The sequence below is a fragment of the Desulfobacterales bacterium genome, from assembly GCA_029211065.1.
Lineage (GTDB): Bacteria > Desulfobacterota > Desulfobacteria > Desulfobacterales > JARGFK01 > JARGFK01.
Window position 1 is genome coordinate 1 of sequence record JARGFK010000042.1, and the last position, 15,708, is coordinate 15,708.

14 protein-coding genes and 1 pseudogene are annotated in these 15,708 nt (G+C 50.5%); 2 read left to right on the plus strand and 13 right to left on the minus strand.

Annotation, left to right across the window (positions count from 1 at the left end):
* Positions 1-547: 547 nt before the first annotated feature.
* Both gltA and P1P89_10995 read right to left on the minus strand, forming a co-directional pair.
* Positions 548-1,960 (minus strand): NADPH-dependent glutamate synthase, encoded by a 1,413-nt coding sequence (gene gltA / locus P1P89_10990; protein MDF1592031.1) that lies wholly within the window; start codon positions 1,958-1,960, stop codon positions 548-550.
* Between the two features lie 226 nt (positions 1,961-2,186).
* A complete protein-coding gene (locus P1P89_10995; GenBank protein ID MDF1592032.1) occupies positions 2,187-3,020 on the minus strand; it encodes a sulfide/dihydroorotate dehydrogenase-like FAD/NAD-binding protein in 834 nt (277 codons plus the stop codon).
* Positions 3,021-3,245: 225 nt separating this feature from the next.
* Between P1P89_10995 and P1P89_11000 the strand changes: the two genes are divergently transcribed.
* Positions 3,246-4,031 (plus strand): TatD family hydrolase, encoded by a 786-nt coding sequence (locus P1P89_11000; GenBank protein ID MDF1592033.1) that lies wholly within the window; start codon positions 3,246-3,248, stop codon positions 4,029-4,031.
* Positions 4,032-4,051: 20 nt separating this feature from the next.
* Positions 4,052-4,819, plus strand: a complete 768-nt coding sequence (locus tag P1P89_11005) for a sulfite exporter TauE/SafE family protein (GenBank protein ID MDF1592034.1) — start codon at positions 4,052-4,054, stop codon at positions 4,817-4,819.
* A 24-nt stretch (positions 4,820-4,843) separates the two neighbouring features.
* On the opposite strand, the gene mobB is transcribed toward P1P89_11005, so the two are convergent.
* The 11 genes and pseudogenes from mobB to P1P89_11060 form a co-directional block, all read right to left on the minus strand.
* A complete protein-coding gene (gene mobB, locus P1P89_11010) occupies positions 4,844-5,428 on the minus strand; it encodes a molybdopterin-guanine dinucleotide biosynthesis protein B (GenBank protein ID MDF1592035.1) in 585 nt (194 codons plus the stop codon).
* A 113-nt stretch (positions 5,429-5,541) separates the two neighbouring features.
* Positions 5,542-6,117 carry a rhodanese-like domain-containing protein gene (locus P1P89_11015; protein MDF1592036.1) on the minus strand — a complete coding sequence of 192 codons (576 nt, stop codon included), beginning with the start codon at positions 6,115-6,117 and terminating at the stop codon, positions 5,542-5,544.
* A 35-nt stretch (positions 6,118-6,152) separates the two neighbouring features.
* A complete protein-coding gene (locus tag P1P89_11020) occupies positions 6,153-7,184 on the minus strand; it encodes a molybdopterin-binding protein (GenBank protein MDF1592037.1) in 1,032 nt (343 codons plus the stop codon).
* 137 nt (positions 7,185-7,321) lie between these two features.
* A pseudogene (locus P1P89_11025) lies at positions 7,322-7,915 on the minus strand (FmdE family protein).
* Positions 7,916-7,932: 17 nt separating this feature from the next.
* Positions 7,933-8,247, minus strand: a complete 315-nt coding sequence (locus P1P89_11030) for a carboxymuconolactone decarboxylase family protein (GenBank protein ID MDF1592038.1) — start codon at positions 8,245-8,247, stop codon at positions 7,933-7,935.
* A gap of 130 nt (positions 8,248-8,377) precedes the next feature.
* Positions 8,378-10,489, minus strand: coding sequence for a tetrathionate reductase family octaheme c-type cytochrome (locus P1P89_11035; protein MDF1592039.1), 2,112 nt, complete (start codon positions 10,487-10,489; stop codon positions 8,378-8,380).
* Positions 10,486-11,697, minus strand: coding sequence for a Ni/Fe-hydrogenase cytochrome b subunit (hybB, locus tag P1P89_11040; GenBank protein ID MDF1592040.1), 1,212 nt, complete (start codon positions 11,695-11,697; stop codon positions 10,486-10,488). Before hybB ends, P1P89_11035 begins: the two co-directional genes overlap by 4 nt.
* On the minus strand, positions 11,694-12,629 hold the full coding sequence (locus P1P89_11045) for a 4Fe-4S dicluster domain-containing protein (GenBank protein ID MDF1592041.1): 936 nt from the start codon (positions 12,627-12,629) through the stop codon (positions 11,694-11,696). The genes hybB and P1P89_11045 overlap by 4 nt, the downstream gene beginning before the upstream one ends.
* Before the next feature lie 100 nt (positions 12,630-12,729).
* Positions 12,730-13,548, minus strand: a complete 819-nt coding sequence (locus P1P89_11050) for a cytochrome b/b6 domain-containing protein (GenBank protein ID MDF1592042.1) — start codon at positions 13,546-13,548, stop codon at positions 12,730-12,732.
* A complete protein-coding gene (locus P1P89_11055) occupies positions 13,535-14,377 on the minus strand; it encodes a hypothetical protein (protein MDF1592043.1) in 843 nt (280 codons plus the stop codon). Before P1P89_11055 ends, P1P89_11050 begins: the two co-directional genes overlap by 14 nt.
* Before the next feature lie 46 nt (positions 14,378-14,423).
* Positions 14,424-15,677, minus strand: coding sequence for a multiheme c-type cytochrome (locus P1P89_11060; GenBank protein ID MDF1592044.1), 1,254 nt, complete (start codon positions 15,675-15,677; stop codon positions 14,424-14,426).
* Positions 15,678-15,708: the final 31 nt, after the last annotated feature.

A 15,708-nucleotide genomic window follows, 5' to 3' on the forward strand; every position in this document is an offset into this window, starting at 1 on the left:
AATGCCGCGTGATTTGCAATGAAACCTTTATCGAAAAAAATTATTTTTATGCGACAACTATCTTGACAAACGCCGAGAGACAAAGACTATGACCGGTACATTGCCCTGGGCGTTCTGGGGAGAAACCTTCAGACCCTTGGCAACATTCTAATTGAGAAAGAACGAAAGCGTCAAAAGCTCTTTTCATTAGCTGCTTAAAAGGTGCAAAGACCCTTAAAAGTGCCTTCTTAAAGGAGAAGTATATGCAAAATCAGCAATGTTTAATAATATCTATTTGCTGAATCGATTTTATAAATATACTTCTCCTGCTCATTGTAAAAATTGTTTCCGGGATGAATTTTTTCGTCCGATATTTTTTCAAAACTCGTATTTTTCGGACGGACACTAATTAGATTTTCAATTATTTTCAAGCGGTATTTTCTATGACAAAGTGGCACAATGACATGTCGGTTGAAAGAGGGATTGTAAACCAACATAAAAAAGCCGGTTTGGCACAAATGCCAAGCCGGCTTTTTATAAATTTAATGGCTATAATATTTTGCCGGGACTACCATCCCCAGGTTAAATATGTATGGATCGAATCGGCCGCTATTCTGCCGGCACCCATGGCCAGGATAACGGTGGCCGACCCGGTTACAATGTCGCCCCCGGCCCAAACCCCTTTTTTGCTGGTTTTTCCGGTTTCCGGTTCGGCGGTAATATATCCCCACTTGTTGAGCTGCAACCCTTCGGTGGACTGGGTCAACAGCGGATTGGCGCCGGCGCCCACGGCAATAATCACCAGGTCGCATTCCAGCTCGAATTCAGACCCCTCGACAGGGACCGGACGGCGACGGCCGGATGCATCGGGCTCGCCCAGGTCCATCTTCAGCCCTTCCATTCCGACAACCCGCCCCTTTTCATCGCCGATAAACTTTGTGGGAGCGGTCAGGAAATGAAATTCAACCCCCTCCTCTTCGGCATGATGCACTTCCGCAGCCCTGGCCGGAACTTCCTGTCGGGAGCGCCGATAGACGATCCGGGAAACATCCGCGCCGAGGCGCAGGGCGGTCCGGGCAGCATCCATGGCGACATTGCCGGCCCCAAGGGTAATGACATTCTTGCCCTTGATGATGGGGGTGTCATACTCCGGATAGCGGTAGGCCTTCATGAGGTTGGAGCGCGTCAAATATTCATTGGCTGAAAAAATACCGATCAGGTTCTCACCCGGAATGCCTAAAAATCGCGGCAACCCCGCCCCCACCCCCAAAAAGACGGCATCATAACCTTCTTCAAACAGCTCGTCTAAAGATACGGTCCGGCCCACAACCGCGTTACATTCCAGCCGAACGCCCAACCGCTCCATAAAATTGACTTCCTGAAAAACAATTTCCTTGGGAAGCCTGAATTCCGGAATGCCGTAAACCAGCACACCGCCGGGCCGGTGAAAGGCTTCGAAAACAGTTACGTCATGCCCCTTTAAAACCAGGTCTCCGGCCACCGTCAGCCCGGAAGGACCGGATCCCACCACCGCAACCTTTTTGCCGGTGGGCTTTGCCTTGGGGGGCAGTTCCCCTTTGCCGTGCTTGCGCTCATAATCGGCGGCAAAACGTTCCAGATTGCCGATGGCTACCGGTTCGCCCTTCTTGCCCACAATACAGACCCCCTCGCACTGGCTTTCCTGGGGGCATACCCGGCCGCAGACCGCCGGCAGTGCGTTGCGCTCCCATATCTTTCGGGTCGCCTTGGTAAATTCGCCTTCCTCGATAAGTTTAATAAATCCCGGTATATCGATGGATACCGGACAGCCCTCGATACAGCTGGGTTTCTTGCACTGCAGACATCGCTGGGCTTCCTTCATGGCTGCTTCCGTACTCAGTCCCAGGGGCACCTCATCAAAATTCCTGCGCCGGACTTCAGGTGCCTGTTCCGGCATCGGTTGTCTGGATATTTTTTCTTTTTTACCTTCTTGCTGCGCCATCTTCTCCTCCACAAAATAGCCATGTCGAGATTTTTTCAAACAAAGCATAGGCCCGTTCACCCTGCTGCTTGTGAATGACCTCCATGGCTTCTATATATTTTTTTCCCCTTATATGACAAATAAATTTTGTCTAAAACCCTTTCGCAACTTTGCCGATTGAAAAAATACTTGCGATTCAGCCGGCACGGCCAGGCATCCGGTGACTCACCGGGATTGCCCTGCCTGTCTATGGATTCATGCGACACTGATGGTCTGCGTAGCACTGTTTTTCCTGCTCGGCGTAGGCCTGCAGCCGCTGCATCAGCTCATCGTAATCGACCTGGTGCCCATCAAACTCAGGCCCATCCACACAGGCAAACTGGGTCTGACCCCCGATGGATACCCGGCAGCAGCCGCACATGCCGGTGCCGTCTACCATAATGGGGTTCAGGCTGACAACGGTTTTTACATTGTATTCTTTGGTCAGTTTGGATACAAACTTCATCATGGGAACCGGACCGATCGCCACCGCCAGCTGGATATCATTTTTTTCCAAGACATCTTTCAGGGCTTCGGTCACAAAACCCTTGCGGCCGTATGACCCATCGTCCGTGCAAACCTGCAATTCATGGGAGGCCGCTTTCATCTGGTCTTCCAGAATAAGCAGCTCCTTGCTTCGCGCGCCGATGATGCAGGTCACGTGGTTACCGACTTCTTTAAGGGCGCGCGTGATGGGATGCAGCACCGCCACGCCGGTACCGCCGCCGACACACACGACATTCCCCACTTTTTCCAGATGGGTCGGTTTGCCCAACGGCCCGATGATGTCCATGTATCCGTCACCCACCGCCAAGTCCTTGAAAATCGCGGTTGATTTCCCCACCACCATGTAAATAACGGTAATGGTGCCTTTTTGCGGATCCGTATCGGCCATGGTCAATGGAATCCGCTCCCCGGTTTCGTTGGCTTTCAGGATCACGAACTGTCCGGGTTTTGCTTTTTTTGCAATCAGAGGAGCATCGATTTCGTTTAAAATCACGGTGCCCTCGGCCATTTCTTCACGTCTGACTATCTTGAACATAATGATTACCCTCCCAAAATAAAAAATCTTTACGGAATGCGCTATCTGGTTTATAACACCCCTGGAATTTTAACAAAAATCGCCGTAAATTTGCGCATCGGAAGTGTGTTTTTGTTAAGCCATTAAAAGCAGTTTTTTATCGCTTCTGCCCCCATATGTCAAGGGACTTTGTATCCAAAATATACGGACTGAATCTTTAGCGTCAAATACGAACCCTTTTTTACCATGAAGCTTTTCGACACCCACTGCCATTTGGACGATCGAGCCTATAAAAACGATATGGATGCTGTCGTCAGCCGGGCCCATGCGGCCGGGGTTCTCGCCATGATGACGGTCGGTACGGATAAACAAAGCTCACAAAAAGCCGTAGCCATGGCTGAAACGATCCCCGGTCTTTTCGCCTCGGTCGGAACGCACCCCCATGACGCCAAAGACATCGGCAAAACCGACCTTGATTTCATGCGCAACCTTGCCAAAAGCCCCAAGGTAAAAGCATGGGGCGAAATCGGCCTGGACTTTAACCGCATGTATTCACCCCGGGAAATTCAGGAAGACTGGTTTGTCGATCAACTTTCAGTCGCCGATGAGTTGGGCCTGCCGATCATCTTTCATGAAAGAGACAGCGATGGCCGGCTGATAGAGCTTTTGAAAAAGCATCCCAGCAGTGAAAGAAAAGGGGTGATTCATTGCTTCAGCGGAAATGAAAATGAGCTGCAGCAATATCTGGAAATGGGATTTTACATCGGAATTACCGGCATCCTGACATTAAAGGACCGGGGCGCCGGCCTGCGGGAACTTTCCTGCATGATTCCCCAGGATCGGCTGGTGGTTGAAACCGATGCGCCCTACCTGACCCCGGCGCCGGAGAAAAACCACACCCGCCGCAATGAACCCGCTTTTGTCAGATCCGTCATGTTCAAGCTATCGCAAGTCAGGGGGAATGACCCTGAAGCCCTGGCTTCTATCGTGTGGGAAAATAGCTGCAGTCTTTATCGTATCCCTCACTTTTAATAACAAATCAGGTGGCAAGTATGACACTGGTTGAAGTGATCCATTCGCCGTATTTTGTTGCGGTTTTGTTTTTTTTCGTAGCGTTTACCTATTCTTCAGTGGGTCTCGGCGGGGGGTCTTCCTATACAGCCCTCATGGCCCTGCTGGGTTTCAGCACCCAGGCGATTCCCATGATCTCCCTTTCACTGAATCTGGTGGTTACCTCAGTCGGCAGTTATAATTTTATCCGAAACAAACACGCCAAAATCAGACTGATTTTACCTTTTTTGGTATCTTCGATCCCCATGGCATATTTAGGCGGTATGCTGAAACTGCCGAAGCTTTATTTCTACTGGATCCTGTTAATCTCATTGGTTTTTGTTGCCGCCCGCATCTACCTTTGGAAAAATCCGACCATACCACTCCATATCGGCAGAACTGGAAAAATCATCATTTCAATCTGTTCTGGTTCAATTCTTGGTCTGGTTGCCGGCATCGTCGGGATCGGTGGAGGTGTTTATCTGGTTCCCTTGATCATCATTTTGGGGCTGGGCAATGAAAAAGAAGCGGCAGCGTGCGGAACAATATTTATCTGGCTGAATTCATTAGCCGGACTTATCTCTCGGTTTCAATACAATTCAATCAGCCTGTCGGATTATCTGCCCCTCTTTGTCGCTGTTTTGCTTGGGGGCAGTTTCGGTTCATTTTTGGGATCATCTAAATTTTCCCCTAAAACCATGGAGAAAATTCTTGGGGCAATTATTCTTGTTGCAATCTTTTTTTTAATCCGAAAAGTCCTGGTAATGTGAAAATGTCGCAGAAAATGGCTGAAGCTATAAAGCGGCCTCCTGCTGGATTTCTGGAGCTTTCGGCGCCACTTTGAAACGACTGATTAAAAATTCCGCCACTCCATCGATATCACCCAGCCTATAGCGGGGAACCCCCAAATCAAGCGGTGCATCGCTGATCAACGCCAGCAGGTTCCGGTCATTCAGGCAAATGGGATCTTTATATGCTTCGGGCCTGTATATTTCCAGCTTCGGCACTGAACTTCTTTTAAACCCTTCCGCCAGGATGAAGTCCATACCCGTTAAAAGCGTCGCCAGTTCATCCAGGCCGTGATCATGGTCGACATCCCGGACCATTCCGATCTGGAAAGGAGAGGATATCAGGGTTGTTCTGGCGCCGGCCTTTTTATGCCGCCAGGTGTCTTTGCCGGGTTTGTCCATCTCAAAACCGTGGACATCATGCTTGATGGTCCCCACATTCAGGCCCCTTTGGGTAAGCGTTGAAATAAGTTTTTCTAAATATGTGGTTTTCCCCGCACCTGAATAGCCGACAACGGCCACAACCGGCGGCAATGTTTTCCCCTCAATTATCTTAAGGGATTGTTTTCGTTTTCCTTTTATTTCTTTCATATCCTTTACTCTTATCTAACCTATTCACCATAGAGAGGCGAATCTTAATATTTGTTCCTATTTTCCTTTATCTGGATATTTTTCATCTGAAAGTCTTTTTGCTTGGCAGGTTATCAATTACTTCCAGGCACATACATAAGTTCAGGGTTAAGCTTATAAGTCCAAGGCGCCTCTGAGTTTTTCCAGCCGTTTACCATGCGCCTCCCATTATAAAGGCTACCCTTATCCTTAACCTTATCCCCTTCGAATCCGCCAATGATATTATATGCCGATTTAAATCCCGCCTCAGCCAGCATGTTAATGGCACGTGCGCTCCGATTGCCTGACCGACACATGACATAAAGCGTATCGGTACTGCTGAACTTCTTTTTCACGTCAGACACAAAGTGGGTATTGGTTTTCATGACCGGTCGCTTTTTTTCGGCATTCCAGCTTTGCTCTAAAAATTCTATGGGGATATTGACCGCCGTGGACACATGGCCGATAAAAATGTATTCCTCCGGCGTGCGAACGTCTATGATTTTTATGTTGTCCGGGGTAATTTGTTGTTTTTCGAAAACTTCCTTTGCGGTCACATATAAGTCCAATACGGTTTGCTTATTCTTTGGGAGCGCTGCCTCTCCAAAAGATATAGCCGCAGCGCTCAATACCAGAACAAGGATTCCCGCCGCCTTAACAAACTTCTTCATGTCGCCCCCAAATTGAATGTGTGTCGCTCAAAGCCTTACATGCCCTTACCGAATGGACAGTGAGGGTAACTGCATTCCGGACAGTCGCGGCATAATCCCCCATGGCCCAGAAAGGCCAGTTCAGCCTTTCCGATCCGCTCTCCAGCCAGAATCCGCGGCAATATCAGATCCAGCACTGTAATCCGATGATGAAGACCACATGCCGGCACGCCCAGTAACGGCACGTCTCCCAGGTATGCCATTAAAAACATAGCTCCGGGCAGGGCGGCCGCGCCATAGTTGAATTCGGTTGCCCCGGCCAATCGAATTCCGTGACGGGTGACATCATCCGGATCGACACTCATGCCTCCGCTCAACAATATTAAATCGCATCCCCGCTTAAGAAAAGATTTAATGGCCTGACTGATCATATCGGCATCGTCCGGTGCGAATTCCACACCCGCAACTTCAGACCCCAAATCATTCACTTTCCGGGTTAAAATCGGGGCAAATCGATCCTCAATCAGCCGATGATATACTTCGCTGCCTGTAATCACGAGGCCCACCCTGGCACGTTTCAATTCTTGAACCGACAACACCGCCCCATTCTGGCGGGCGATGGCTGCTGCACGGTCGATAGGAGCTTTTTTCATAACCAGTGGAATGGCTCGGGTTGCGGCAACAAGATCTCCTTTTTTAACCAATGTATGGCTGTGAATGGTCGCACACATGACTTCTTCCACCATATTGAATGCGGCCAGGGCAGCCGTGTTTACCGTAAACAAACCGTCTCTTTCCGCAACCAGCTTTATTTTTCCTTCGATCGGTTTGTTCTTCCAGGCAACCCCCTCTCCTGCAAGTGCCCCGGCTATAACTGCGGCGGCTTCGTTCTCATGTATTTCATCTTCGGCAAGATCGATGAGATAGAGGTGGTTTTTCCCCAGTTTTTGAAGATGGCAGATATCTTCATCACAGACGGTATGGCCTTTGCGAAAAGCGGGACCCTTGAACTCCCCGGGGCGAATTTCCGTGATATCGTGAGCCAGTTTCGTGCCCACTGCGTCTTCAACTTTTATGGTTTTTAACACGATCATACTCCTTTTGGCTTTAAATTTCGTAAAGTTACAGGCTTTTGTAATATAAAATTCTCAGCCGTTTCAGGGCATCGGCTTACCGGATCCGACGCCCTGAATTCATTCATCGGGGTCCAGTTCATATCCGGCCAGGTGATTTCACTTGCATTTGAGAAATAGGTATTCCCCGAACATAGCCGGCAAAGCGTTACTCCGTCTTCAACCACTTCTCGGCCATCGCGCACAACCTGACCGCACCGGCCGCAGGAAACTTTTTTGCTGGTCGGCCCGGGCATATCAACCGCATTAACGGTAACCTGGACTTTTTGAACTCGAAACAAAACGCTATCCGGCATTCGTTTATAGGCTTCTATCTGCCGTTCGGATTTTTTCACGATTTCAGGGGCATAAAAAGGGACCAGATCCCGGGCATCCTCTGTAGATATTACCCGAAAAGCAGTATCTGTCTCTAAATTCACAAAAGTGGCAGCCATTATGCCGTAATCCATAAATTTCAAGGATCGCCGCCCCAGTTTAACACCGGTTACATGGGCAACGGCATCAGCCGTGCAGCGGTCCATTTCCACATATACAATCAGCTTTTTGATCTGGTCGTGGCTACTGGGATCATCCAGACCGATCAGCCGGCAACCCAACATAGCCATGCGCACACCCACCACCTGTCCCGGGCAAAGATGGCCATGCGCTTTTGCCGATGTCTTTAAAAGTTCTTCAAACGACTTCACGGCTTATTACCTTTTTCTTAAGGATTCTCATTCAGAACCGCTTCGACCCATCCCATCGCAGCGATCATGTTCGGAAAGCCGGTGGTCGTTAGCGATAATAAAACCGCATGGATGATTTCATCGTGTGTGGCGCCTGATGTCAATGCTTTTCTGGTATGCGACATGACAGCGCCCTTGGCATTTGCGCCAACGGCGATGCCGAGCTTGATCAGATCCTGGCTTTTCTGATCCAACGGTCCGGCCGACCGGCAGGTCTTTCCCAATTGCTGATAATCTTTTAAAATTTCAGGAAATTTGTTAGAAAAGTTTTCGAATGTTTTCGGTAAATACATATAATACCTCCTTTGTTATTATGGTATAAACATGGTACCCTTTTTATGAAAGATAGTGCTTAATGCCACAGTATTGTCCTTAAGAGAAAGAAAAATAGTTTGCCAAAGTATAATTAATTACACAGGCCATTCACTCCTTTTTCAAAGCCGAACGCCAACCCAAAGGCAGTTTTTTAAAGCGTCCCCCAAATTCAATAGGATCGCCCTTGTAGCCAAGCTGCTCGAAATCGATATAGTTGGTACGATTAAGCCAATCCTGGTTGTCGCCTTCATGGCGGTGAACAAGCTTAAAGTCGATGCCCTGAAAGGCGAGTTTCTTGAAATCCACCTCGCGCTTGTCTTGGTGACATCGCCCGCACGACCGCTCGGTCGTCAGGCTTGCATGGCACTGGACACAGGATAGAGCGAACTTTTTGGCCACAACCTCGTGGGTCAAGCCCAGATACATCCGGGTCTTTACCCATTTGTACTGGCCGCTATAGGAAAGCCCGGCAGCCTCCGTGCCATCCGCAAAAGCTTTTTGCCAGTCCAAGTCTTCCCAGTAGCCGCCGGGGCCAAACAGGTGCGGGACAAGCAGGTAATTGTTCACTGTGTCAGCCGCTTGTATACCGTCCATGACCTTAAATGGATAAATCCTTGATTTGGGATCGTTAATATCACCTACAGGCTCGGTGAGTAACGTTACTCCCTTGGTGTTGATCTTGTCCCCCAGAATATGGCGCCTGACCTTGCCGTTGTACCAGGCGTAGGCGGGTTGTGCACTCTTCTCCCAGGTAATGTCACCATAGCGCCAATTGTAATCCGGTATACCGAACTTATTTTTCTTGACCCTGCGCTGTTTATCCCCGGCGGTGGACCAATCCCAGAAAGCCTTGGTGGGATTATGCATGGCATATACGGGATTGTGACAGGTCATGCAGGCCAGGTGTTCGGTATGGCGATTGAGATGATGGTTTAAAAATCCCCCGCCATTGTGCGGAGCGGCGGTATGACAATCCTCGCAGGATCGGCCCCCTTCGGCCACCGGCAGGGTGAGGCTGCGCCCGGTAATCTTGTGATTACGGGTCTTATGGCATTCATGACACTGGAAGCCGAGGCCGCCCATATGGACGTCACTGGTTGTGGAGTGAAAATCGAGAGAGGGATTGAGCCTGCCGTGCTTGACCGGATCTTCGCCGCCGCCTGAGAAGTGACACTCGCCGCAGGTCTTTCGGCTGGGCTTACCCACGTTATTGGCTACCTTTATAAGATCCACGTTGGCAGCCGGCATACCGGCGCCTTGAGGATCTTTCTTATAAGTCCCCGTGGTGTCGTGGCATATAAGGCAGTCAATTCTGGTTTTGTCGTTGAAGTCAAAAGAAGCATCCCTCCAGCCGTAGCCGGCATGGCAGTTGGTGCAACGGGGCCAATTGCTGGCGACGTTTATACAGAAATTGTTGATGGTTTTGGTGGCTTTGCCAAGGTCAATTCGCTTTTCTTCACCCTCGGTGAATGCGGAAGGCCCTTTCCACAACCAGTGGGTACTGGTAAGCATCTCGTTAGCCTGAGCATCATGGCAGCGGAGGCACTCCCTGGTCACCTTTGTGGGTTCGGGTTTCCCTGTGAGCTTGATCAACTCGCTGTGGGCCGGAACATTCTTGGCGTGGCAATCGGTGCAGCCTACTGGTCCCTTATTCCATTCCTTGTGACAGCCCATGCACTGCCGGTGATGAGCGCCCTTGAGTCCGATTCTCCCGGGCAACTCGGGGTTAAAAGCGGTCTGGTGACATGCGGAACACCGGGTAGCTTCCGGTGCCGCAGAATCCGCCGGTCGGTAATGATGACAGATAGTGCAATCGTTGAGAAGCGCTGCGTGTTTTTTGTGCATAAACCGAACGGTGCCATAGAGGTTTTCTTCCGCCTTAATGATCGGATTGTTCAGGAGGAAGTAGCTGAATTTTATCTCTTCGAGCTGCAGCGCTTTAACGCCAAGGCGGGCTCTCCGCTGGGAAAGGGTTTCCCTGAGCACTTCCTTGACGAGGGGAACCACCTCGTCAGATCGATGGACGGCCGCACTTTGCCGAGCTTCCCAAGGGCGGGGTGCGGTGGGTGGAGCCACACGAGATGTGGTCGAGACGAAATCATCGATTCGGGTTCTGCTTTTGAATACAGTAACGGCAAGGGTCAAATACAGTGCTGCCGCAACCAAAATCACTGTCGCCACTAAAAAACCTATCTTTCTTGGTGTCATCTTCAGGCTCATGGAATAACCTCCTGATCCTGAGGACTGAGCACCGGCAGGTAGGTGACACAAACTAGATAGATAAATATAAGGGCTGAAATAAATCCGGCCGTGATCGCCATTTCACCAATAGCGGGGAAATAGGACGTTTCAGCATATGGAGGCTGAAAGCCTACCAGAAAAACGTTTACCCGGTTTAGGGCAACCCCTACTATGATGAGGGTGCTGGCAATGAAAAGAGTACGTCGGGAATGAAGTAAGCCCGGAGTCAGGAGCATAAACCAGGGGATGATAACCCCCACAAGCATCTCCACTATGAAAGCTTTACTCTGAACCGTTCCGTCAAGAAGGTAAACATAGGTCCCCCGGACCAACATGTCGCCTATCTTGATACCCATATAGATTCCCAAAAGAAAAATCGTGACTCGGCTAAGTGGAACCAAGATGTCCATCTCATCTTTCAGCCCCAGGGAGCTTGAGGCCAGGGTGGTTTCAAAAACCACCATGGGGTAGCCCACGGCAATGGCCGAAGTGAGAAAAAACAAAGGCAGGAGAGGGGTGTACCAAAGGGGATGCAGCTTTGTCGGGGCGATTAACATGAGGGATCCCAGTCCCGACTGGTGCATACAGGAGAGCACAACCCCGGCAATAATAAAAACCCACATAACCTTGTCCAGTATTCGATCCGCTAACCCCAGTAAACCTTCAAAAACACTATCAAGAATTGATAGTCGTCCCGGCAGGGAAATCATTCCTTTGAAGTGCTGCACTACAATCGGAATAAATTCAATATACAACACGTGCAGATAAATCATGACGCACATGGCCACTTCAAAGAGAACCGAGTCCTTCTGCCAGTAGACCGCCGGGTGCCAGATGGCCCAGGAGCGTCCAATATCGACGATAAGGCTCAATGAAACAAAGGTATAACCCAGCATGGCGGTCAAAAGAGCCGGCCTGGTTACCGCCTCATATTGACGCCGTCCGAAGATGTGTGCCAGGGCGGCGGTGGTAAATCCCCCAGCGGCCAGAGCTACGCCGGTGGCCACATCGATACCGATCCACAATCCCCAGGGATGCGTGTCATCCAGATTGGTCACAGCCGCCAGGCCACCGATATAGCGGGCGATTAAAAAAAGAACACCGGTTAGCATGAAGGCCACCATGACAAAGACTCCGGGCGTCCAGAACTTTTCCTCAATCGGTGCAGGTTTTGTATGTGCACTCATGAGTTGTCCTCCATTCTTTCAGGCTCCGGGTTCTCTTTGGTCTGTTTGCGGTTAAAGGTCCACATGCAGCCTCCCAGAATAGCGAACAGACTCAGTGGCGCCCACAGATAGCTGAATAACCCCTGTTGGATGCTTTCGGCAAGATGGGGTATAGGACGGGACGGCAGATCCAGAAAACCCAGCTTTTCGAAAGGTTCTCCGGAAATGTAGAGCCAGGAAGTGCCACCCACTTCGTATTCCCCGTAAAGTCGATTCAGATAGCGGCCCGGATCATTCTTGATCCGCCGGCGGGCGATATCAATGATCTGACTGCGCTTGCCGAAGGTAAGCGCCTCAACCGGGCAAATGGCGGCGCAGGCCGGTTTTCCTCCCTCCTTGCTGATCCGGTCATAGCAAAAACTACACTTTCGCACCTCCGGGGTGAGCGGATCATGATAGTCATAGGCGGGGATCTGAAAGGGGCAGGCCACCATACAGTAGCGGCAGCCCATACACTTGGAGACGTCGTAGTGGACCGCACCGTTATCCTTTTTTGTCAAGGCCCCCACAATGCAGGCAGATACACAGGCCGGGTCCTGGCAGTGCATGCATTGAACCTTGACAAAGGTCGGTATCAACAGGTTTCGCTCGTCAAGTTTGCCCGTATAGTGGCGGTTTACCACGGTGTAGGCTGTGGCATTCGGCCTGCGTTTGTGCTCCAGAACGCGCGGATCATCAAATGAAATCTGGGGAGCAGGCAGACCATTGACCCGATTGCAGGCTTGCTCGCATTTACGACAACCAACGCACGCGGTAAGGTCCACCAGGCATCCGTAAGGGTCTGACGGGGCTTTGGGCTTACGGACGGCCCGGGCTTTTTTCGGCCCGACGGCCAGGGCTCCGCCCACCATGGTACCGGCTATCCCCAGAAAAAAACGTCTGTTGATATTCATCGCCGTCCCCACTTGATGGAAGGATAAAGTGCAATTGGTGTTACCATTGGATTGGCCGCCACAGAAGAACGATTACATCGCTTATGGGATGACAGACAAATCATTTCAGCAAACCGCTTGCATTGACGATGCCGTTGACCAAAAGATAGACACAACCGATAATCATGGAAAACCCGAAAACATAATATGTGACGCGAAAAGCCACCGGTGCGCTTTTGACCAGATTACTCGCCAGGGTTCCCTGTTTTTCCAGACGCGCCACCCAAGCCGGTCGTTCATGGCTGACCTTTTCAAGATCAACGCTCCCCTCGAACATGACCAGATCCATCGGAAAGTTGTGTCGCCTGAGATGGCCGATAAAAAAATGTATGATGAAGACATGGCCCATGGCCAGGATCGCTTCAATGCGGTGGATCCACAAGAGAACGTTAAGCACCCAACCGGGCATGTAACGGCTGGATGTCACAGGGCTGTACAGAATCAAGCCGGTTCCGCCAAGAATGCAGATGCCCCAAAAAACAGCCCAGTAGTCGAATTTTTCCCAATACGCCCAGCGGTCAAATCGTGGCGCTTCTTTCAACCCTAAAATCCAGCCGAGATGCTGAAGCACCTGTCCGATATCTTCCCATCTGGGAAGCAGAGAATCGGGACCATAAACGCTTTTGGGAAACCCGCGCCAATCGATTTTGATAAAAACGTAAAATACGTGAACAAAAAACGCCGCCAACATAAAAATGCCGACCAACTTATGGACATTGAGCACTCCGGAATAACCTCCGAAAAATGATGCCAGAAAATGTCCCCAATGAGTCTCACCGTACATCCGGCCCAGCCCTGTCGCTGATTGGACAGAGAAACTGAGCATCAGAACGAGGTGGAATACGCGCTGAGTGGGAGTAAAACGCTTAATTCGTTTCATCCTTTTTTCTCCCTATAGATCGAAACTTCCTCAGGTTCCACCGGAAAGTGTCTGGCAACAATTCTCTTACCCCCCACATAAACGCATGTGGCAAAAAAGCGGCAAAGGTACCCACGGCAATGGCGACCATGGCCCAAAAGACGTAAAAGAGCAACGGGAAGGCCTTTTGGGTGCTCATGAGAGCCGGACTGGGTTCGTGGACCACATATTTGGCAAAGGAAGCGCTCGCTCCTTCATGGCATTTGGCACAAATCTGGGCATACCGCCGCCGGGGGTTCATTGAGGAGTAATAGTGATTGATGCCCGCAATGGGTTCCGGACCATGACACTGGCGGCAGGTGATTTTTGCCCTAGCATTATGCAGGCTGCGGATCTGCCCGGGATGGCACTTGATGCAGGTGAGACGCTTGTAAAACCTGAGCCCCTGATGAGCGTCGGCCAGGTATTTTCGGCGGCGAACACGCTCTGCTATAGGAGACAGAGAAATCAATTCCTGGCGGGAGGTCGGCACTTCCACAAAGGGCAGGTTTGCTTGAGGTCTGGCTTCATACCCCTCATAGTATCGGGGACTCACCTTCTGCTCACGGTAGCGATAACTACGCGAGGTAACTTCTTTCTGTGACCAAACCAACCCGGGAAAAACGATCACAAGAACGGTGAGGGCAATCAAAAATTTGATCATCTCCACTCCAAATGCCCCGAGACATCGCTTGCCGGACGCCTCATCCTTCACGCTTTCCGATACTCTTTCTTGCGTCCTCATGGGTTTTTGGGTGCGAAAAAGCAAAGAGAGAACGTTCCTGCCAACCGGAAACTGCTTTGAAATCATGAAAAAGGCCTCATCTTCTTCGAAAAATTCAAATCTTTCAGAACTGCTAACGGACCTGATGAACCTGCAGCAGGCTCTTTTGGGCCATGCCGTCGAAGACTTTTTGCAAGGTCGCGAGATCCGTGTCTTTGTGCTTATGGCAGGTCTGACACGAGTTGGGAACGGCCGGGTTTTTCAAGGTGTCCTTTGGCAACAAGGTCACAAACGCGTGAGAGTGCGTATCCCCGGATTCGGCGCTTTTAGCAATTTTGGGCATGTGGCAACCAATGCAATTAGCAAACGAGTGGATGGAATGGGAAGCGTTATTATTAATCACTTTGTGGCACATCAGACATTGCTGAGAACCAGCCCCTTTGGTCTGGGATTGGGTCGGGGCCACACCCAGTTGATGAACGTAATGGCAGGACGTGCAGGTGACGCCTTCCCTGGAATGAGCGGACTGCTGCCAGTCGAGATATTGTTGATGGTGCCCTTTAGCAAACTCATTGGCGTAAAAGTTTTTAACATCCCCGGCGGCGAAAGAGGCGGATTTATAGTACAGCCCCAAGGCCCGGCCGGGCCGATAGTCAACCGGCCATTCGGTATCCGGCATCTTGATCGATTTGCCGCGATTGTGGCAGGAACCACAGATCTGGGTTCTGAACCCCGCGGGAAGTTGGGACGGATTAACAATGGTCGAACGTTTATCGAAGACGGCCGTCTCCGGCAAGGCCACATGGTGGGAACCGGGACCGTGACAGGCCTCGCAGCCGACGCTCGTTTCGGAAAAGGTGTTCTTTTCAAGATCAACTCCCATGGCGTGACAACCGCCGCAATACTTGTTCCAGGGGCGCTTGTCCCAATCCTCCTCGTGATAACTGACCCAATGCTCTGTTTTGGCGTTGTACTGGATGGGAGCAACATACAGCGTTCCCTTTTTTTCGACCAGAAAACTCTGCTTCCACTGTATGCCCATGGTATATTTTATCTCATCGATTTTGGGAATATAGATTTCATTCACCGGCAGCTTTAACTGCGCTTGATGTGTCTGCAAATCTGCCCGGATGGTGGCTGGATTGATCTCTGCGATCAGAGCGTCCCGGTTTTTGGTCACATCCGCAAGGGTGCGACTATGGAGAGTCGTTCTCCACGAGTCGTAGTGCTCCAGATGGCAATACTTGCACTCTCCGGAACCGACATAGGCCTTTGGCTTGGACAAAACCTGTTCAATATCTATCTGGGTCTCACCGCCGCCGCAGCCAAAAAACTGGGCAAGCAAAAAGGCCGATAACGCAAGTTTGATCAATCCACTTATTTTCATCTTCTCTCCTCCCCTGCAACAGGAACACATA